16 protein-coding genes, 5 tRNA genes and 1 pseudogene are annotated in these 20,337 nt (G+C 48.7%); 1 reads left to right on the top strand and 21 read right to left on the bottom strand.

The features are described from left to right. Positions 1-82: 82 nt before the first annotated feature. From lon to AC1BI1_RS02830, 20 genes and pseudogenes are all read right to left on the bottom strand, one after another. Positions 83-2,473 (bottom strand): endopeptidase La, encoded by a 2,391-nt coding sequence (gene lon, locus AC1BI1_RS02925; RefSeq protein ID WP_476715773.1) that lies wholly within the window; start codon positions 2,471-2,473, stop codon positions 83-85. A gap of 107 nt (positions 2,474-2,580) precedes the next feature. Then, the gene (gene lonB / locus AC1BI1_RS02920; RefSeq protein ID WP_476715980.1) at positions 2,581-4,215 is read right to left on the bottom strand and encodes an ATP-dependent protease LonB; all 1,635 of its coding nucleotides are present in this window, start codon (positions 4,213-4,215) and stop codon (positions 2,581-2,583) included. A gap of 203 nt (positions 4,216-4,418) precedes the next feature. After that, positions 4,419-5,681, bottom strand: coding sequence for an ATP-dependent Clp protease ATP-binding subunit ClpX (gene clpX, locus AC1BI1_RS02915; protein ID WP_476715772.1), 1,263 nt, complete (start codon positions 5,679-5,681; stop codon positions 4,419-4,421). Between the two features lie 23 nt (positions 5,682-5,704). Further along, positions 5,705-6,304: an ATP-dependent Clp endopeptidase proteolytic subunit ClpP gene (gene clpP, locus AC1BI1_RS02910; RefSeq protein ID WP_476715771.1), complete on the bottom strand. Its 600-nt coding sequence runs from the start codon at positions 6,302-6,304 to the stop codon at positions 5,705-5,707. Continuing rightward, positions 6,264-7,604: a trigger factor gene (gene tig, locus AC1BI1_RS02905; protein ID WP_476715770.1), complete on the bottom strand. Its 1,341-nt coding sequence runs from the start codon at positions 7,602-7,604 to the stop codon at positions 6,264-6,266. Before tig ends, clpP begins: the two co-directional genes overlap by 41 nt. Before the next feature lie 331 nt (positions 7,605-7,935). Next, positions 7,936-8,011: transfer RNA gene (locus AC1BI1_RS02900), tRNA-Lys, on the bottom strand. Between the two features lie 17 nt (positions 8,012-8,028). After that, positions 8,029-8,103: transfer RNA gene (locus tag AC1BI1_RS02895), tRNA-Gln, on the bottom strand. A 17-nt stretch (positions 8,104-8,120) separates the two neighbouring features. Beyond that, a tRNA-His gene (locus AC1BI1_RS02890) sits at positions 8,121-8,197 on the bottom strand. 40 nt (positions 8,198-8,237) lie between these two features. Further along, positions 8,238-8,314: transfer RNA gene (locus AC1BI1_RS02885), tRNA-Arg, on the bottom strand. An 18-nt stretch (positions 8,315-8,332) separates the two neighbouring features. Then, positions 8,333-8,406, bottom strand: a tRNA-Gly gene (locus tag AC1BI1_RS02880). Between the two features lie 77 nt (positions 8,407-8,483). Further along, on the bottom strand, positions 8,484-9,095 hold the full coding sequence (locus AC1BI1_RS02875) for an XTP/dITP diphosphatase (protein ID WP_476715769.1): 612 nt from the start codon (positions 9,093-9,095) through the stop codon (positions 8,484-8,486). After that, positions 9,055-9,837, bottom strand: coding sequence for a ribonuclease PH (rph, locus tag AC1BI1_RS02870; RefSeq protein ID WP_476715768.1), 783 nt, complete (start codon positions 9,835-9,837; stop codon positions 9,055-9,057). The genes AC1BI1_RS02875 and rph overlap by 41 nt, the downstream gene beginning before the upstream one ends. Before the next feature lie 31 nt (positions 9,838-9,868). After that, positions 9,869-10,678, bottom strand: coding sequence for a glutamate racemase (gene murI, locus AC1BI1_RS02865; RefSeq protein ID WP_476715767.1), 810 nt, complete (start codon positions 10,676-10,678; stop codon positions 9,869-9,871). A 220-nt stretch (positions 10,679-10,898) separates the two neighbouring features. After that, positions 10,899-12,773 (bottom strand): N-acetylmuramoyl-L-alanine amidase, encoded by a 1,875-nt coding sequence (locus AC1BI1_RS02860; protein WP_476715766.1) that lies wholly within the window; start codon positions 12,771-12,773, stop codon positions 10,899-10,901. A 151-nt stretch (positions 12,774-12,924) separates the two neighbouring features. Then, the gene (locus AC1BI1_RS02855; protein ID WP_476715765.1) at positions 12,925-13,530 is read right to left on the bottom strand and encodes a GerMN domain-containing protein; all 606 of its coding nucleotides are present in this window, start codon (positions 13,528-13,530) and stop codon (positions 12,925-12,927) included. Between the two features lie 70 nt (positions 13,531-13,600). Then, positions 13,601-14,710: a histidinol-phosphate transaminase gene (gene hisC, locus AC1BI1_RS02850; RefSeq protein ID WP_476715764.1), complete on the bottom strand. Its 1,110-nt coding sequence runs from the start codon at positions 14,708-14,710 to the stop codon at positions 13,601-13,603. Positions 14,711-14,725: 15 nt separating this feature from the next. After that, the gene (locus AC1BI1_RS02845; RefSeq protein WP_476715763.1) at positions 14,726-15,157 is read right to left on the bottom strand and encodes an ACT domain-containing protein; all 432 of its coding nucleotides are present in this window, start codon (positions 15,155-15,157) and stop codon (positions 14,726-14,728) included. A gap of 15 nt (positions 15,158-15,172) precedes the next feature. Continuing rightward, complete coding sequence (locus AC1BI1_RS02840; protein WP_476715762.1) at positions 15,173-16,471, bottom strand: phenylacetate--CoA ligase family protein; 1,299 nt, start codon at positions 16,469-16,471, stop codon at positions 15,173-15,175. A gap of 68 nt (positions 16,472-16,539) precedes the next feature. Then, a pseudogene (locus tag AC1BI1_RS02835) lies at positions 16,540-17,787 on the bottom strand (SpoVR family protein); the annotation flags it as partial. Beyond that, positions 17,787-17,984, bottom strand: a complete 198-nt coding sequence (locus tag AC1BI1_RS02830) for a hypothetical protein (RefSeq protein WP_476715761.1) — start codon at positions 17,982-17,984, stop codon at positions 17,787-17,789. The gene AC1BI1_RS02830 and the pseudogene AC1BI1_RS02835, both read right to left, overlap by 1 nt. Before the next feature lie 211 nt (positions 17,985-18,195). Here AC1BI1_RS02830 and AC1BI1_RS02825 point away from each other — a divergent pair, with 211 nt between their 5' ends. Next, complete coding sequence (locus AC1BI1_RS02825; RefSeq protein ID WP_476715760.1) at positions 18,196-19,713, top strand: recombinase family protein; 1,518 nt, start codon at positions 18,196-18,198, stop codon at positions 19,711-19,713. An 88-nt stretch (positions 19,714-19,801) separates the two neighbouring features. On the opposite strand, the gene AC1BI1_RS02820 is transcribed toward AC1BI1_RS02825, so the two are convergent. Further along, positions 19,802-20,242 carry a sensor histidine kinase gene (locus AC1BI1_RS02820; RefSeq protein WP_476715759.1) on the bottom strand — a complete coding sequence of 147 codons (441 nt, stop codon included), beginning with the start codon at positions 20,240-20,242 and terminating at the stop codon, positions 19,802-19,804. Positions 20,243-20,337: the final 95 nt, after the last annotated feature.

Here is a 20,337-nt window from a genome sequence, read left to right as displayed (position 1 = left end):
CCTTATGCTTTTAGAAAAAAACCCTCATCCGCCCTTGCCGGACGAGGGAACTAGTTATAACTGTCTTGTAATATATTACCGATTAAAGGCAAGGTGTGTCAAGGGCTGTCGCTACTGGTGCCTCTTCCCGGAGCTCTTTTTGTTCCTCCAGCTGAGGGCTAGAGCGCTCCCCTTGCACCAGGGCCTCCTTTAAGACCTCATCCATGTGTTCTACCAGGACAAATTTTAGCTTGCGCTTAACCGGGGCAGGTATCTCTTCCAGATTTTTTTCGTTGTCCCGGGGTAGTATAACAGTTTTGATCCCAGCCCGGTGGGCGGCTAAGACCTTTTCTTTGATGCCCCCTACGGGCAACACCCTGCCCCTCAAGGTTATCTCCCCGGTCATGGCTACATCGCGCCTGACGGGGGCTCCAATCAGTGCCGAGGCCATGGCGGTAGCCATGGTTATGCCGGCCGAAGGGCCGTCTTTCGGAATAGCTCCTTCCGGAACATGGATGTGAATATCATATTTCTCGTGGAAATCAGGAGCTAAACCTAAATCTTTCGCCCGGGAGCGCAGGTAACTGAAACCGGCATAGGCTGACTCCCTCATAACTTCGCCCAGTTTTCCGGTCAAGGTGAGATTGCCCTTGCCGTTCAAGACAGCTACTTCTACATTGAGAACTTCACCGCCTACTTCTGTCCAGGCCAGTCCCCGGGCCACACCTACTACTTCCGCTTCCTCAGCTAAAGTATGGCGATAGCGGGGTATGCCCAAAAAGGCATCCACGTTTTGGGCTGTAACTTTTACCTCCTGCGCTTTGCCGCTCACAATGTCCCGCGCCGTCTTGCGGCAAAGGGTGGCAATTTGGCGCTCCAAGTTGCGTACCCCGGCTTCCCTCGTATACTCCCGGATAATGCGGCGCAAAGCATTTTCCGAGATAAAAAGTTGTTTTTCTTTAAGCCCATGTTCTTTAAGTTGCTTAGGAACGAGGTGGAGCTGAGCTATTTTAACTTTTTCTTCCTCGGTATAGCCAGGTATACGGATCACTTCCATCCGGTCTAACAGCGGCCGCGGAATAGAATATTCTACGTTAGCTGTGGTAATAAACATTACCTTGGAGAGATCAAATGGAACCTCAATATAGTGATCACTAAACATATAGTTCTGCTCCGGGTCCAAAACCTCTAGTAGGGCCGAAGAAGGGTCCCCGCGGAAGTCGGAGCTCAATTTATCAATTTCATCCAGCAAGAAGACCGGATTCTTACTGCCGGCCTGCTTCATGCCCTGAATGATACGCCCCGGCAGGGCGCCCACATAGGTGCGCCGGTGGCCGCGTATTTCCGCTTCATCCCTGACACCGCCTAGGGAGATGCGCACAAACTTCCGCTGTAAAGCCCGAGCAATGGACTTGGCCAGAGAAGTCTTGCCCACTCCCGGCGGTCCTACAAAGCATAAGATAGGACCCCGCATTTTTTTAGCCAGCTTGCGTATGGCCAGATATTCCAGGATACGCTCTTTAACTTCTTCCAACCCGTAATGGTCCTCATTTAAGATTTTTTCAGCCACCTTGATGTCCAGCCGGTCCCGCGTTTCTTTTTGCCAGGGAAGGGCCAGCAGCCAGTCCAGGTAATTGCGTACTACCGTGGCCTCTGCTGCCATAGGAGGCATTTTTTCCAGGCGCTCTACTTCTTTGAGAGCACGCTCTTCTATCTCTTTGGGTAATTTGGCCTTAGCAATCTTTTCGCGCAGCTCTTCTGCTTCGGCCAAGCGCTCATCCTTCTCGCCCAGTTCTTTTTGGATGGCTTTGATCTGCTCCCGCAAGTAGTACTCTTTTTGCGTTTTCTCCATCTGCTTGCGGACGCGCAAATTGATTTTGCGTTCTAGCTCTAATATTTCCTTCTCCCGGGCCAGGATCTCGCATAAAAGCTCCAATCGTTCTTGAATATCTATAGCTTCCAGGACGGCCTGCTTGTCAACCAGCTTGAGAGTTAAATGGGAGGCAATGACATCGGCCAACCGCCCCGGCTCTTCCAGGCTCACTACCGCTACCACGGTTTCCGGGGGGATCTTTTTGGACATTTTAACATAGTGCTCAAATTCATTAATTAAAGTGCGCATGAGAGCCTCAATCTCATTATGGGTAGACGTTTCGTCACTATATTCCTCTATTTCCACCGCCAAATAAGGATCATAACTGAGATAGCGGAGAATTTTTCCCCTCCGGAGGCCTTCTACTAGAATTCGAATGGTCCCACCCGGCAACTTTAATAACTGTTTGATCTCGGCCACCGTGCCGGTAGTATAGATATCTTCCTCTCCCGGCTCATCGGTCTGGGCTTCCTTTTGCATGGCCAGGAAAATCTCTCTATCTCGGATCATGGCAGCCTCAATGGCGTTAACAGACCGCTCGCGCCCTACATCCAGGTGCAGTACAGTATAAGGAAAAACAATAACCCCCCTTAAGGGAAGTAAAGGAAGAGTTCGACTCAAAGTTTACACCTCCAACAGGTCTCCCCCGTACCACTTCTCCTCTCCAGGTCTTCATTATATTCTACGAGATATTGAATTCCTCCGCAATAGAAAAAAACGGTTAAAATCTAATGGTGGGAGGTTAAGGGAGAAGCGCTCAAAACTTGTGGATGGGAGGACAAGCCTTCGCGGTTGGTGAATTTCTCCCGGCATAAGACCTCCTCGAGGGCTTCGTTTACCCAGCGTACGGGGATTACCTGGACATCTTTAAGATGGCGGAAGCTCTCCTGCCAGTTATCGAAAGGTATTAATACTTTCTTAACACCGGCCAGCCGGGCTGCCTCTACTTTGGCCACTATACCGCCCACCGGTTTTATAGCGCCTCGAATAGACACTTCCCCTGTAATGGCTACCAGATTGTTAACCGGTATGCCGGTTAGGGCTGAATAGATGGCTATAACCATACTGATCCCTGCCGAGGGCCCATCTACGGGAATACTGCCGGGAAAGTTGAGGTGAATGTCATAGTCCAGAGGGTCGATATTCAAAAGAGAGCGGACAACAGTTAAAACGTTATCTACGGCATTGCGGGCCATACTTTTTCTTTTTAGCCGGCGGCCATCCTGGCTGCCCATTTCTTCTTCCTCTATCACCCCCGTTACTTTAACCTGGCCGCGACGATTGCCTACGAAATGAACACAAGCCTCCAGTTCCACCAGAGTACCCATATTGGGTCCATAGACAGCCAACCCATTTACTACCCCCACCTGGGGTTCGCGGGGAATACGACATTGCTGTCTGGGTGAGTATTGACCGCTGCTTACTACCCATTCTACATCTTCTAGGCTAATGTGGTTGCGGCGGTCGGTTATGGCCAGGCCGGCGGCCAGCTGGACTATATTGACAGCCTCCCGGCCGTTGGTGGCATAGCGCTTAATTATCTCTACTGCTTCCTCCCGGATTGAAAGACCGATTTTCCTAACGGCATTCTTAACAATAATGCCAATCTCTTCCGGCAAAAGGGGACGAAAATATATTTCCAGGCAACGGGAGCGGATGGCAGCCGGTATTTCGTGGGGAAGCCTGGTAGTAGCTCCCACTAACCGGAAGTCAGCCGGCAGTCCGTTCTTAAAGATGTCATGGATATGGCTAGGAATGTTGGTATCCTCGGAGCTATAATAAGCGCTCTCCAGCAGCACTTTGCGATCTTCTAATACTTTGAGGAGTTTATTAATCTGGATGGGATGCAGCTCTCCGATCTCATCGATAAAAAGAATCCCTCCGTGGGCTTTGGTAACAGCTCCTGGCTTGGGCTGGGGAATACCGGCTAAGCCTAAAGGGCCAGCTCCTTGGTAGATGGGGTCATGGACTGACCCGATAAGGGGATCGGCAATGCCCCGTTCATCAAAGCGAGAAGTGGCGCCGTCTACTTCTACAAACTGCGCATCTTCTTTGAAAGGTGAAAGGGGATTCTTCTTGGCTTCCTCCAGCACCAACCTGGCCGCTGCCGTTTTACCTACTCCTGGTGGACCGTAAATAATCACATGTTGAGGGTTAGGACCGCACAGAGCGGCGCGCAAAGCTTTCAAGCCCTCTTCCTGGCCGATAATTTCGCTAAAAGAGGAAGGGCGAGTTTTTTCGGCCAGAGGTTCCGTTAAAGAAATTTGGCGCAGGCGATGGAGTTTCTCGAGTTCTTTGCGAGATTCCCTTTCTACGGCTACCCGGTTGCCCTGTTGGTTCTTAAGCAAATTCCAGAAATACATACCGATAACCACGGCCAGGAAAACCTGTAAAAAAGTTAAGATCCCACCCAGGTTAGGATTTCCTTCCAGCACAACTTCAGCCCCTTTCCGGAGAGTTTCGTTTTAAAGCTTGCTCCAGAAAGGTACATTTTATCCATACCAGCCTTAAACCCAAAAAAAAGGTGGTAACCGTGGGGTACCACCATTAGAGTTTATTTTAAACTTTAGGCTGTTTCTTCTTTCCTTTTTTTGCGTTCTACTGTAGTAAGGAGGAGAGGTTCTTCTTTGCGCAAGATAACGTCTTTAGTTATGATACACTTGGTGACATTGCCGCGGGAAGGTATTTCATACATTACGTCCAGCATGACCTCTTCTAAAATGGCCCTTAACCCCCTGGCTCCTGTCTCCCGTTTAATAGCCTCTTTGGCCACAGCTACCAGGGCATCCTCTTTGAACTCTAATGTCACACCGTCCATCTCGAAGAGTTTCTGGTATTGCTTTACTAGAGCATTCCGCGGCTCTGTCAATACTCGGATAAGGGCTTCTTCATCCAGGGCATCCAGAGTAACTATTATGGGAAGCCTACCGACAAATTCAGGGATAAGGCCGTACTTCAACAGGTCCACCGGCATAACGTGCTTTAGGATATCGCCGATCTGGACGTCTTTCTTACCCTGAATTTCAGCACCAAATCCCATGGTCTTCTTGGCAATGCGATTCCTGATTATCTTATCCAGTCCTTCAAAAGCTCCGCCACAGATAAAGAGAATATTAGTAGTATCTATCTGGATAAATTCCTGGTGGGGATGCTTGCGCCCTCCCTGGGGAGGTACGCTGGCAATGGTGCCCTCCAGGATCTTCAGCAGAGCCTGCTGTACACCTTCCCCTGACACGTCCCGGGTAATGGAAGGATTTTCAGATTTACGGGCAATCTTATCTATCTCATCAATGTAGACAATACCCTTCTCCGCTTTCTCTACATCGTAATCAGCTGCCTGGATGAGTTTGAGCAGGATATTTTCTACATCTTCACCGACATACCCTGCTTCTGTTAGGGAAGTGGCGTCAGCAATAGCAAAAGGTACATTTAGGATCTTGGCCAGCGTTTGGGCCAAGAGCGTTTTCCCACTGCCCGTAGGGCCGATCATGAGGATATTGCTCTTCTGGATTTCCACATCATCGAGTTTTATACCCAAATTTATGCGCTTATAATGGTTATAAACAGCAACAGACAAGGCTTTTTTAGCCTGGTCCTGGCCAATAACATACTGGTCGAGGATTTCTCGAATTTCTTTCGGCTTCGGAATCTCTCCCAATTCCAGGCTCAAATCTTCGTTTAATTCCTCTTCGATAATTTCATTGCAAAGCTCTATGCATTCATCGCATATATAAACGCCCGGCCCGGCGACCAGCTTTTTCACTTGATCCTGCAATTTGCCGCAGAAGGAACATTTGAGCTGTCCCTTATCATCGGTATATTTATACATGAAAAGTCACCTCGCTGTCGTCCCTATTTGGCGGGCAGCTGGCGTCTGGTGATAACCTCGTCGATAAGGCCATAATCTTTGGCTTCCTCGGCAGACATGAAATGGTCGCGGTCTGTGTCTCGAGCTATTACCTCCACAGGCTTGCCGGTAATATCGCTTAGAATTTGGTTTAATAAATCCCGGATTTTTATAATCCGCTTGGCATGAATTTCAATATCCACCGCTTGGCCCTGGGTGCCTCCCATGGGCTGGTGTATCATAATTTCACTATGCGGGAGGGCGTATCTTTTCCCCTTGGCTCCCGCTGCCAGCAGAAAAGCAGCCATACTGGCAGCTAGCCCCACACAAATAGTGGATACGTCGGGCCGGATATATTGCATGGTATCGAAAATAGCCATACCAGCTGTGATAGAGCCTCCCGGACTGTTGATATAGAGGTGGATATCCTTATCCGGATCCTCTGCCTCTAAAAACAGCATCTGCGCAATAACCAGGTTGGCCACGTGATCATCAATAGGGCTGCCCAAAAAGATAATGCGATCCTTCAACAAGCGCGAATAAATATCGTATGCCCGCTCTCCCCTACTCGTCTGTTCCACTACTATCGGTACTAGAACCGACACCTTCGGTTCCACCTCCGTCTACAGAAATACTGTGGTCTACCAAGAAGTCAATGGTTTTTCTAATTATAATATCATATTTCAGCCCTTCCAGATCCTTTCCCATTTTTTCCCGGACTCTTTCTGGGTCTTGCTTAAGAAGGCTGGCCATTTTCTCTACTTCTTTATCAATATCTTCCTGGGTAACCTCAATATCTTCTGCCTTAGCTATAGCTTCCAAAACTAATTCGGTCTTAACATCCTTCTCCGCCTGGGGTCTAAAATCCTCCTTCAATTGTTCTATAGTTTTCCCCGATTTTTCAAGGAGTTTATCTAAGGTCAAACCTTGCGTCTGAAGGCGTAAAGCCATATCGTTAATCAAAAAGGCGACTCTCCGCTCTACCAAAACATGCGGCAATTCCACTTGCGCATTTTCTACAGCCTTATCGACTACTTGACGACGTACCTCAGCCTCTGCCCTTTGACGTTGTTGGGCTTCCAGCCGTTTTCTGATGTCTTCCTTCAGTTCTTCTAAAGTCTCAAACTCACTGACGTCTTTGGCAAATTCATCATCGATGGGAGCTAATTGTTTCCGCTTGATTCCCCGCACTTTAACCATGAATACTGCTTCTTTACCGGCTAACTCCTCCCGGTAATAATTGGCAGGAAAAGTTACCTTCACCTCTCGCTCTTCATCTATTTTGGCACCAATTAATTGAGCCTCAAAGCCGGGAATGAAAGTACCCGAGCCGATTTCCAAAGGATAGTTTTCCCCTTTTAAGCCCGGATAATCTTGCCCATCGATCTGCCCTTTAAAATCAATCGATACAATATCGCCCTCTTCTACCGCGCCATCTTCTATGTCCTTTAGCTGGGCAAATCTTTCCTGCAAACCTTTAAGGTAGGCTTCTATGTCTTCTTCCGTAACTTTAACCTCCGGTCGCTGCACTGGAAGCCCCTTGTATTGGCCCAAGTTTACTTCGGGCTTGACTTCCACTGTGGCTTTGAAGATGATAGGTTGACCCTCTTCTATCTGAACGATTTCTACTTCTGGCTGATCAATAGGCTCAATTTTTGTTTCTTCTACAGCTTGCTTGTAAGCTGCGGGGATAACCATGTCTATAGCTTCATGGTAGAGAGATTCTTTACCCAGATAGCGTTCCAAAATAAACCGGGGGGCCTTGCCTCTGCGAAATCCAGGAATATTGACCTGGCGAACTAGCTTGCGATATGCCTTATCTAAAGCTTGCTCAAGCTTTGGAGCTTCTACCTCCACTTCCAGGACCACCCGGTTTTTCTCTAGCTTTTCCACTGTTGCTTTCATTTATGCCTTGCTCCTCCTCAATTGCGACACTTGTTCATATTTTACTGGAAGCCAAAGGATCATTTCGCTACGGCGCTTGGCTTTTCCTGCCACTAAAGCAGAGAAATTATTCTCTTCACTAGAATAATACCTCGGCCGGGTAGATACCTTACGCCGAGGTTATAAAGTAGCCCACTCTTGACGGGAACCTTTGCTTCGTAGCCGAATTTTATCAGATAACTCTCAGAGCTGTCAAGCTATAACAGGCTCTACGAGAAGAATCCGGGCTATTGCCCGGAAGCCCTTAAAAGATTAAAGGGCGGGCGGTAACCCTCCGCCGCGCCCATTCCCTTGGTGAGCCATGGAGGAATCGAACCTCCGACACCCTGATTAAAAGTCAGGTGCTCTACCTACTGAGCTAATGGCTCATGGTGTCTCATGAAAATGGCTGGGGCGGCTGGATTCGAACCAACGAATGACGGATCCAAAGTCCGTTGCCTTACCGCTTGGCTACGCCCCAGCACTGGTGCTCTAAAGTGGGGTGGGTGAAGGGACTCGAACCCATGACCCCCAGGGCCACAACCTGGTGCTCTAACCAACTGAGCTACACCCACCACGAGTTTTATTTAATTATTTAATTTTTAACTTTCCACATGGCGCGCCTGGCAGGATTCGAACCTGCGGCCCGCGGCTTAGAAGGCCGCTGCTCTGTCCAGCTGAGCTACAGGCGCCCTCGTAAATTGCATTTTTGGAGCGGGTGATGGGAATCGAACCCACGCAACCAGCTTGGAAGGCTGGGGCTCTACCATTGAGCTACACCCGCTCGAGCACCATTTATTATACTTCATAAACCTTCTGTCGTCAACTGTGCGTGATCACTCGTTTCAAATATTACCCCGTTCAAGAGCTCTCGCCAGCAAAAACTCTTACTAAAACGGGCCATAATCCCTGGATAGCCCGCGCCCGGTGACTGATCCTGTTTTTAATTTCGGGCCCCAGCTCGGCAAGAGTTTTGCCCCATTCAGGTACTAAAAATAAAGGATCATAGCCGAACCCTTCTTCGCCTCTAGGCTCCTCCGCGATTACTCCTTCCAGGGTCCCGGAGGCCGTATAGGTATCCCCTTGCGCAGTACATAGTGCCAGAACACAGCGGAAACGAGCTCCACGTTTCTTCGCAGGATAAGGTCTAAGTAAATCCAACAATTTTTGGTTGTTTTCTTTCTCATTGGCCCCTGCCCCGGCAAAACGGGAAGAATAAACCCCGGGTGCGCCCCCCAAAGCATCGACTTCCAGACCCGAATCATCTCCTAAAGCGGAAAGGCCTATCAGGCTGGACACGAAGCGGGCTTTGAATACGGCATTTTCTTCAAAGGTACGGCCCGTCTCCGGCGGCAAGGATATCGCTGGAAAATCGAGCAAAGAATATACCTCTAAATTAAGGGGCTTTAAAAGTTCTTTAAACTCTTCAACTTTACCCCTGTTGTGCGTGGCCAGCACCAGCTTTTTCTGCACTGCCCTCTCCCACCCGAGCTGCTAAATTTCCTAAAACTTCCTTCTGCACCTTTATAAGCTGCTCAATGCCGTACCAGGCCAGGTCCAGCATCTCCTCCATTTCCACCCGGGAAAAGGTGCCTCCTTCCGCCGTACCTTGAACCTCTACTAGCTGCCCCTTACCGGTCATAACTATATTCATATCCACCTGGGCGTTAGAATCTTCCTCAAAAGCTAAGTCCAGCAGAATTTCGCCCCCCACCTTACCCACACTGGTAGCTGCCAAGAAATCTTGCACCGGTAAATAAGGGATAGCGCCTGCCTCTACCAGCTTGGCCAGGGCTTCAGTTAAGGCTATAAAGCCCCCGGTGATGGCAGCCGTTCTCGTTCCCCCGTCGGCCTGGATGACATCGCAGTCAATCCAGATAGTCCTTTCTCCTAAAGCCGCCAAATCTACCACGCTTCTTAAAGCTCGACCAATAAGTCGCTGGATCTCATGAGTGCGACCGCTCAGTCTCCCTTTAGTAGCTTCCCTGACCGTTCTTTCTTTGGTGGAACGCGGTAACAGGGAATATTCAGCCGTTACCCATCCCTTGCCGGTCCCCTTTAAGAAAGGCGGCACTTTTTCCTCCACACTGGCGCTGCAAAGCACCTTGGTTTCACCCAGGCTGATCAAGGCTGAACCCTCGGCATATTTAAGATAATGGAGTTCGATGACCACCGGCCGCAAATCCCGCGGCCCTCGGCCATCACTTCTGGTCATACTCTTCACCATCACTTTCTTTACTCAAAAATTAATCTATCAATCTGAGCTGGCGCACGCCCTTGAGTTCCGGCCAGCCCACCAGCTTTTGGGCTACGCTGCGAAAACTTTCCGCCGCACCGCTAACAAAAAAAGTATGAACTTGAGAACCATGGATAGTGCGCAATCCACCCTGCTCCCTGAGAATTTCTGCTAGTTCCCGTACTGTGCTAGCCGCCGGGTCCACCAGAATAACCTGCGGACCAGCCACTTCTTGAATTAGAGGGGCTAAAAAGGGATAATGGGTACACCCTAAAATTAAAGTATCAATACCCACTTCAACCAACGGCTTTACATATTCTGTCACTGCTTCCCGGGCCTCTGATCCTTCTATTATTCCGGCCTCTACCAGGGGTACCAGCCGGGGACAGGCCTGCGGATAAACCTTTACTCTAGGTTCTAGCGATTTAAGCAGCCGTACATGGACGCCACTGGCGATGGTCGCTTCTGTGGCTATTACACCAATATTACCGTGGCGAGTTACTGCCAGAGCCTCTTTTACTCCTGGTTCAATAACTCCCACAATAGGAAGGCTATATTTCTTTTTCAGATAACCTAGAGCTACGGCCGAAGTAGTGTTACAGGCATCCACAATAGCTTTAACTCCCCGTTCCACGAGAAAGCGTACAATGGCATCTGCATAGGCTACCAACTGTTCTACTGTTTTAGAACCATAGGGTACATGGGCTGTATCTCCATAGTAAATAATAGTTTCTGCCGGGAGCTGACGAACTATTTCACGAGCAATGGTCAATCCACCCACACCAGAATCAAAAACTCCCACTGGCTGTTCTGGCAGCACCCTCGTTCATCTCCTTAAAAAATGCCCTTCGCTGCAGTGCTAATTGCCTACTAAACCCTATATTATATATGTAGCGCGATTGCTATATAACACATATAAAAGTACAGTAAAAATGAAGCTTTTATATCCCCAAAGGCACACCTCATTGTAACAGAGAAAATAGCTGGTTGCAAGGGAGCTGCCGTCTAAATTGTCAACAGTCGATGCCCCACAGGTGCCTTCAATTGAAATATCTCTTTAATCCTTGTAAAATACCGGATGCTGCCCTGGCCTGGAAGGCAGGGTTGTTCAATAGCTGTTCCTCTTCTGGATTAGAAATGAAGGCTACCTCTACTAAAACCGAAGGCATATTGGTGTGCCTCAAAACAGCAAAGTTGGCTTCCAAGACGCCAATATTCCGGCGCCCGAGGGCTGCTACCAGAGCCTCTTGAATGCTGCGGGCCAGGCGCAGTCGCTCTTCCCTCTGCTGACCCAGTTCGGTATCTGGCGGTGCGTAAATATAAGTAGCAGTCCCCCCTACCTCTGGGTTTAGGGAAGCATTGCTATGAATGCTGATAAATACATCGGCACCTAAAGTGTTGGCGTAACGAGCCCTCTCTACCAGCGTATAAGGAGTATTTTCTCCGCTGCGGGTTAAGTAAACTTCAGCTCCTTCAGCCCGCAAAAGATCAGTCAACTTTAAAGCTATAGCCAGGTTGACATCTTTTTCCTTGACTCCCGTAGGTCCGATGGCTCCGGGATCAGAGCCCTGGGGGTCCGTACCATGCCCTGGGTCCAGCACAATTTTGCTGTTTTTGAGAGAAGTTTTATACAGATAAAAGATTTGCCCTTTCCCTTCGGGTGCTGCTGCCACTGTAAACTGAAGGGAAGCCATTAAATCAACTACTATTCGCACCGTGTCTGACGTATACTGGCTCATCCTGACCCGGGCCACATCGTTTCTTCCCACTTCTACCTGCAGCTTATCCTGGGAAAGGCTAAGGTTAGCTCCGGGGATATCCCAAACCAGTCTTGGCGGATTATATAACCGCAAGGTATTATAGTTAAAAGCTTTCGTCCCCTGTACCCAAAGCTGTATTCCTTCCGGCACCATCTTTACTTCTATGCCGGTGATTAGCAAAGATCCTCCGCTGCTCCCGCCCTCTTCACCGCTTTCCAAGGGTTTAAGGGTAACTAAACTGGCTGGCAACCAGCCCGCAAGGCCTCCTTCCAGTTCCACTTTTAGCCAGCCTTGTTGCTCATCTTTTACTTTTAACCGGGAACCGGCGGGAGCTATACCTACCTGACGATAGATAGGACCTGGACCTGCTAAGATGGCTATAGGATTACTACCGATTGCAGCCACATAGTTCTCAAGTCTCTTTCCGGCATCTCCCTGCCTATCATTGCCGCCAGTCGAAGGGAGGGTAGTTAAGATATCTACCAGGTCGGCGTGAATCCACCCGAGCCTGTTGTCAGCTAATTGTATCTGGTACCAGCCAGGAACAGCGCCCAAGACCGGAAGGATGGTACCTTTTTTAACGACATCTAAAGGAGGATTATATTCCAAACCAGGACCGGGACGGATATTAACATAGCTTCCTCGTACCCTGACCTGTTTAACGCTCACCTCATCAGCTAGCCAAATGCGCACGCTCCAGGAGGAGGGGTCCCAATCTACCCTAGCGTTAAAGCTTTCGGCGATCACCCGCACCGGTACCATGGTAGTACCCTGCCGCAGTACCGGCTCTGTGTCCAGTTGCAGGGTTTGGCCGTTAAGCTTGGCTATTCGCCTACCTATCCACATTTCCAGGGTGGCAGTGCCCCGCTGTATTCGTACCTTTTGTTCCGCTTCTATCCAGTCGACGCGGGCATTCATAGTCTCCATAATAACCCGAATGGGTACCATGGTGCGCCCGTTAGTATCGATATAAGGCGCTACCACCGGATTTAGCAGGTTACCGTTAAAATAGAGATTAATCTTATTGGGAGCTGCCACAGCCGGCAAGTTTAAAAATATACTTGCAGCCATATAGAAAAATAAGCAAAAGGTAAAGGCCAACACCTGCCCCCACGGTTGGCGGTAGCCCGCTCCACACCGCCGCCCTTTCGACACTCTCCTCTCTCCTTTCTGGTAAACCTGGTAACAAGAAACTAATTCGCTATTTATGTCGACTTTCCTCCCCAACCCTAGAATTGGTAAAAAATAAAAGGAGTGCCTATGCACTCCTATGGAACATGCCATTTTTTAATCGGCGCAGAGCCCTTTAATCTTTTTTAATTATAGCCTCATTCCGCGTCATGGCTGAAGAGACATTCAAGTGGCCTGCAATGGTCTCTACATATTGCCCTTCCACCAGTATTTGTACCTGCTTAACAGTGGGAAACTGAGTCAAGGTGTTGACAATGGAATAAACTGTCAAACTTTCGCCTAAAGAACCGCCGCTATGGTTAGTTACCAACTCTTTGCTGAAATCCACCCTCGCCAATCCATCAGGCCGGATGTTGATATCTTTAAGTACAGTCCCTTTGGGGATGGTAGGTAGCAGTTGTGATCCCGGCGCCGGTCCCTTAATTAATTCTTCCACAGTGGCCCGTGCGATCCCCTCTACTTTAGGAATGACACGCTCTTCGGCCACCAACTTTTGTCCCGTAGGGTCGGCAAAATAAAGTACAACTTTCCTCGTTTCTTTACTCTCAGATACTTGAGGACTTTCCGGCCGACTAAGCCCTGGCCCTGGCTGAGGCGTTTGTATCTCAACCTGAGAATCTTGTTTACCGCTCAAGCGCCTGGCCAGGCCGCAGCCGCTAAGTACAGCTACTAGTAAGGAGAAAATTATTCCCGCCGCCCAAATTTTAGTCCACCGCTGCAAAGAAATCCCTCCTTCCGGATCCTGCTATTTCATTAATATCCGTCAAAGGAGGGATATATTACTAATTTTTTTAGGGCTGTTCAGCGAGAACCTCGCGTAAAGCGTCGATTAACCTTTGGTTTTGGCGCCGAGTACCTATAGTAATGCGTAGGAAAGTGGGGTAGCCAAAAATATCCCCTGTCCGGACAATAACTCCTTTTTTGAGCAGTTTGGTAAAGACCTCTCGGCTATCCCGCACTATATCTACAAAAATAAAGTTAGATTCGGTAGGTACATACTTTAACCCCAGAGCCTGGAGTTGTTGGTAGAGAAATTCTTTGCCTTCTGTATTCACCTCTTTACTTTTAGCTACATGGTACTCATCTTTGAGAGCCGCAATAGCCGCTACCTGGGCTAAGAAGTTAACGTTGAAGGGTTCCCGCACCCTGTTTAAAGCCTTGATAATCTCCGGATGGGAAATGCCATAGCCCACCCTTAAGCCGGCTAAGCCATAAATCTTGGAAAAAGTCCTGAGGACAATAACGTTCGGCTGACCCGCCCGAACATAGCCCAGACTATCCGGGTAAGCGGGAGAGGTTACGTACTCATTATAAGCTTCATCTAAGACCACCAGGATGTGGGAGGGTACCTTAGCCAGAAAGGCGTCCAACTCCTGCTGTTCCACAATAGTGCCCGTGGGATTATTGGGGTTACAAACAAAAATCAGGCGGGTGCGCTCGGTGATGGCCGCGACCATGGCTTCCAGGTCGTGACGGAAATCGCGACAGGGCACTTTAATAGCTCGTCCTCCCATCACTTGAGCAGCAAATTCATACTCCGAAAACGTGGGATCAGCCACTACAATTTCATCACCAGGATCTACAAAGGCTTCGGCCAGCATCTTTAAGATTTCATCTGTACCGTTGCCTATAATAAGTTGATCCGCGGATACCTCCAATTTGGCCGCTAAAGCTTCTTTCAGATAATAACAATTTCCATCAGGGTAAAGGTAAACTTTTTCTGCCGCTTCGCGCAAGGCCATGACAGCATCAGGAGAAGGGCCCAAGGGATTTTCATTAGAAGCAAGCTTTATAACATCTTTGATGCCCAATTCGCGCTGTACCTCTTCAATGGGCTTACCCGGAACGTAGGGTTTAATCTCTAAGATGGCCTCCCGACAACGGGGAGCAAACTTATCCATAAATGTGGTCACTCCTTATAAAGAATAGATTTTCTCTTCGTCTACGAGTTTAACACCCTTAGCCGATAAAATTTCAATGGCTTTATTCAAGTCTTCCACCCGGAAAATAACTAGGGCGCCGTTGTCGCCTTTGCCCAGGAAAGCATAAAGATACTCTATATTTATACCTGCTTCCTCCAAATGGGTAAGGATATTGCTTAAGGCCCCGGGACGGTCTGGCATCTCCACCCCCAGGACCTCGGTCAGGCTCACAGTGAATCCGCCTTCTTTGAGGGCCTGGTAGGCAGCATAAGGATCGTTAACAATGAGGCGTAAGATGCCAAAATCGGAAGTATCCGCAATGGATAGAGCGCGGATGTTAATACCTTTAGCCGCCAGAAGCCGTGTAACCGCTGCCAGGCGGCCGGACTTGTTCTCCAAGAATACCGACAGTTGCTTGATTTTCATTATATCCCCTCCCCCTTAAAATTTCCGTTTATCAATAACTCTCTTGGCTTTGCCTTCGCTACGGGCAATGGTTTTGGGTTCTACCAGAGTAACTTTAACGCTTATGCCCAATACACTTTCCAGTTCTTGATGAATGCGGTGTTCCAAGTCCTCCAGCCGACGCACTGCATCGGAGAAAAGGCTTTCGGAAACCTCTACCTGGACTTCCAGGGTATCGAGGCTGCCTTCGCGATCTACAATGAGCTGGTAATGGGGTTCTGTACCTCCTATTTCCAGCAGTACACTTTCCACCTGGGAGGGGAAAACATTAACGCCGCGAATGATGAGCATATCATCGGTGCGGCCGGTAATGCGAGCGATGCGTACTCCGGTGCGGCCGCAAGGGCACTCCCCGGGTAAAATAGCCGTCACGTCCCGGGTACGGTAGCGAATTACCGGTAAGGCTTCTTTAGTGAGGGAAGTGAGGACCAGTTCCCCTACCTGGCCGGGCGGTAACACCTCCCCCGTAGTAGGATCGATCACTTCTGCCAGGAAATGATCCCCGTAAATGTGCAGCCCGTTCTTCTCCTGGCACTCAATGGCCACACCGGGCCCGATCACTTCGCTCAACCCATAAATATCCACGGCGCTGATCCCCAGTCGCCTCTCAATTTCTCGTCGCATATTTTCGGACCAGGGCTCAGCGCCAAAGATGCCTGCTTTTAGCTTGAGCTCTGCCGGGCTTACACCCATTTCCTCCATCACTTCAGCGATATGCAAGGCATAAGAAGGGGTGCAGGTTAAAATGGTGCTGCCAAAATCCCTCATTATCATGACCTGGCGTTTAGTATTGCCGCCGGAAATAGGTATTACCGAAGCCCCTAGGCGTTCAGCACCATAGTGTACCCCTAGACCGCCCGTAAAAAGCCCATACCCGTAAGCATTATGGATAATATCGTTGCGGGTAGCCCCTCCACATACCAGAGCCCGGGCCATGAGCTCGGCCCAAATATTGATATCCTGACGGGTATATCCTACCACTGTAGGCTTACCCGTAGTCCCCGAAGAAGAATGAATGCGGACAATTTCGCTCATAGGAACGGCAAACATGCCGAAGGGGTAATTTTCCCGCAGTTCATCTTTAGTAGTGAAGGGGAGCTTTTCTAAATCCTCCAGGCTCTGGATGTCTCCAGGTTCTAACCCTATTTCTTGAAAGGCTCGCCGATAATGGGGTACATTAAAAAAAGCCCTTTCCACTGTAGCCCTAAGCCTTTCAAGCTGAAGCTGGTGCAATTCTTCCAGCGGCAAACATTCGTATTTGGGATTCCAGTACACGCTACGCCCTCCATCTTTAATTGTGTTAGATTAATTAAGTTCCACACTTAAATCTAGTTTCCTGCCATTTAGAATTGGCGCCTGGTATTTTTCTTCCCATCATAGCTGAAAACCGCCTTTTTGCCTTCTACTACTGTCTCTAGGTGCACCGGTCGCCCCCATAAAAGGTAAACATGCTGGAGGGTTTTTTCGAGATAAGGAATGTCTAACTCTAACCCTTCATAGCAATGTTTAAGATATAGTTCACCTCGGCGCCCGTAATCCCCGTCTTCCACCACAATATAGGGATAACCGCAGTTAACTAAGCGCGATACCAGGCCATCCCTTACTTTTTCCCAATCCTTTTCCACCACCACCCATTCATGCCCTACTCTTTCGTATAAATAAAGGTCCAGTTCTTCTACTAGCTCTTTGGTAAGGTAGTTGCGTATGAAAGAAAGATCATTTTCCAGGCTGCGCACCTCAAAAATTTTTTCCCGGCCCTGGCCGCTTTTGCGCTCCGGGTCGCGGCGTTTCTCCTCTTCAGTAGGATTGTCCCAGCGCCTCTCAATATCCTCAAAAATTTTTAGACCTACGTAATAAGGATTGATATGGGTCTTGCCCGGCTGCAGGACTGCTGCGTGAAGGCGGGCAAATTCCACAGCTTCATCTTCGGGTAGGTCCAGCTCTCGCATAATGCGCAGGTGCCAGTAAGTTGCCCACCCCTCGTTCATAATTTTGGTCTCTAGCTGAGGCCAAAAATAGCCCATCTCTTCTCGTAGCATGGCCAGAATATCCCGTTGCCAATCTTCTAGCTCCTGACTATGGCCCATGATAAAACCTAGCACATCTTTTTGCGGTCTGAGTGGTATCTTTTTCTGTCGCTCCCTAATGGAGGGTTTTACCTCTTTTTTATCAAGGGCCCATAAATCGTCATAGGGAGTCTCCTTTATCGGGTTTATGTTATTATCTGTTTCTTCTCCATCTTCTAGGTCCTTTAGTTTGTAAGGTCTCGGGGGATCTATATGTTCTTGAATCGCCAGGGCCGCATCCAAAAAAATTTCTACTTCCCGTCGCCCGTATTTAAATTCATATTCCCTTATTTTGGCAGCATGGACAGCCATGGTTTCTACCATTTTTCTAGAAGTGCGGCTAAAATAATGGTTATTCTTAAAGAAATCGCTATGGGCAAAAACATGGGCAATGACCAATTTATTTTGCACCAAGGAATTCCCGTCCAGCAGAAAAGCATAACAGGGTTCGGAATTGATCACCAGTTCATAAATACGGCTTAAGTTATATTCATATTGCATCTTCATTCGGTAAAACTGTTTGCCTAACTTACCATAACAGACAAAAATTCTTTAATGTCCCTTTGGCATTGAGTTCGCTTGATTTGCTCTTTTTCCTGCCATATCAGAAAGCCACAAACCAGGTATGCGAGCTTTTCGTTAAAAGCCTGCATCTGTTCTTCCGTGGGGTGTTCAATCACCTCCCCCGACTGGGTTACAAATCTCCGGGTAACCCTGGCCAATGTAAATACCTCCTTCCCTCCCCCTCTAGGCGTTGCTCTTATTCCCCCAATCGACTCGCCTGCAATTAATTAAGGAAGAAACGCAAAAAATACCCCGCACTATAAACTATTCAGCGGGGAGTTTGTCCTATTAGCCAGATTGAGCAGGTATTTTTGTGCCACTGGAGAAATTAATTCACGATATGCTGTTACATAGAGGACGGTGAAAAGCGTGAAGCGTGCCCTGGGAATAGTCCGCGTCAGCAGCCAAGAACAAGCCAAAGATGAGAGATACTCGATCCCGCACCAGAAGGCTCACATCGCAGAAGAATGCCACCGCAAGGGGTTGGACCTGGTACATATTTTGGAGTTTGTGCAAAAAGGCTCCAGGGTGCTGCGGGGGACCAGTAAGGAGCGGGAAACAATCCTTAAGTTCATCTCCCAGCACGATATTAATGTAGTTATCGTTCATGAGCTCGACCGGCTGGCCAGGTCCATGCTTGATACCCTGTTATTCGTGGATGAGCTAAATAAGAGGAACATCATCTTCATGTCAGTTCATGACGGCTTCGACACCTCCACCGCCCAAGGCCAGCTCCAGATGCAGATCCTCGCCGCCTTCGCTGAATATTTCCGCGCCCAGTTGGCCTCAAAAGTACTCGGCGGCATGATGGAACGGGCCAGGCAGGCCAAGCCCCTAGGTCGCCGCCCGTTCGGATATCAATATTCCAAAGAAGGCTACGTCATCGACGAATCAGAGGCAGCAATAGTCCGGTGGATATTTACAGCTTACGCGCGGGAGAATATGGGACTAAGAAGTATTGCGGAAGCTTTGAACAAGCAGGGGCTCAGGACGGTGGCAGGGATGGCCTGGTCCCACGTCACCGTAAAAAATATACTAGATAACGAGTTATATGCCGGAACATTTAAGTGGCGCGATATCTGTCTGGTTGACGCAGTACCCAAAATAATCGACCGGGAACTTTTCGAGGAGGCCCAGGCCAGGCGGCGGCGCAAAAAAGAACTGGGCGGCCGCAGCCAGAACTCTTCGAATCTCTTGTCGGGCCTCCTGCGGTGCGGCAATTGCGGGGGAGCACTGGTGGGGTCCATGAGGAATCACAAGTATAAAGCTATTAACGGCGACACGCACATCTATACCTACCGCTTTTACAGGTGCCAGAACTATGTTACCCGGGGCAAGACCTTCTGCCCGGCAGGCGAGTTCGCGGCACACGAACTAGAGCAAAGGGTGATATCTGATTTCCTGGAAATGATATCGTCGGTTTCCACTACTACGTTTAAGAAAGGTATTACACGGTTTGTACAGCCATCCGAGAAAGAGATGCTGGAAAACCAGCTAACTATCAAGCGAAGGGAGTTAACCCGGCTGGAGAGCATGCTGGTACGGGCCGCGGAGGCCTTCGAGGCGGGAGAATATGATTTGGGATTTTTTAAGAAACGAAAAGAAGCAATTATAGACCAAAAAAATATTGTTCTTTCCGAAATAGCCCAGCTAGAACAGCAACTAAACTCCGGGCTATCTGAACAGGAGATCGTAGCGCGGGTACAAAAACTACTTGATGCCCATAACGGTATCCTTGAAGTCTTAAAAGACCTCAAAGACATTCAGAGAGCAAGCGAGGAAAGCAGGATACAACTTAAATTAATACTCCAACAGGTAATCGATAAAATCGAAGTGAACCGGGACACCGAGAATAATACCAACATCTGTATTTACTACCGGCTCTGAAGCCTGTTGCAAACCCCTTCTCCCCGTCTCTCCGGGGCGGATTTTCGCCCGCTACTAAGGAGGCGAAGCTAGAAACAAGACTCAATACCTATCGTCTTGGGATCTTGGGCAACCTGACTGTAAATACGGTTATTCCTTCCTCAAGGCGTGAGTCAAAATAAATGTTTCCACCGTATTCATTCACCAAATTCTTAACAATAAACAGACCCATGCCAGACCCTTTTTCTCCTTTGGTGGTGAATCCAGGTTCAAAAATCCTGTTTTGAATTTTAGGTTCAATAGTTCCAGGATTAGTTATTTCCAATACAAACCAATCCTCTTCTTCCCCAATCTTTATTTTAATCCATTTCTCGTCATAAAAGCTCGCCTCATAAAGGGCATTATCCAGTAAGTTGCCAAGAATGCTTACCATCTTTTCCGGAGGTATCGAAAGTCCGGCCAGGTCGGTGTTTATCTCCAAGGAGGCTTGCAGATAGCTGATACTCGCCAGCTTGCTGCTGATGAGTGCGGCGACCTCCGGTCTTTCCAAAGAAACCAGTTTTTCTATAAGTGATGTGATAAACCCCTTAAATCAAGGCTAATTGCAGTCGAAAACACGAGATAAATAATAGGTGATGTTTAAAC

It is taken from the genome of Thermanaeromonas sp. DSM 22490 (assembly GCF_056378755.1).
This window is presented reverse-complemented; position numbering and strand designations above follow the sequence as displayed.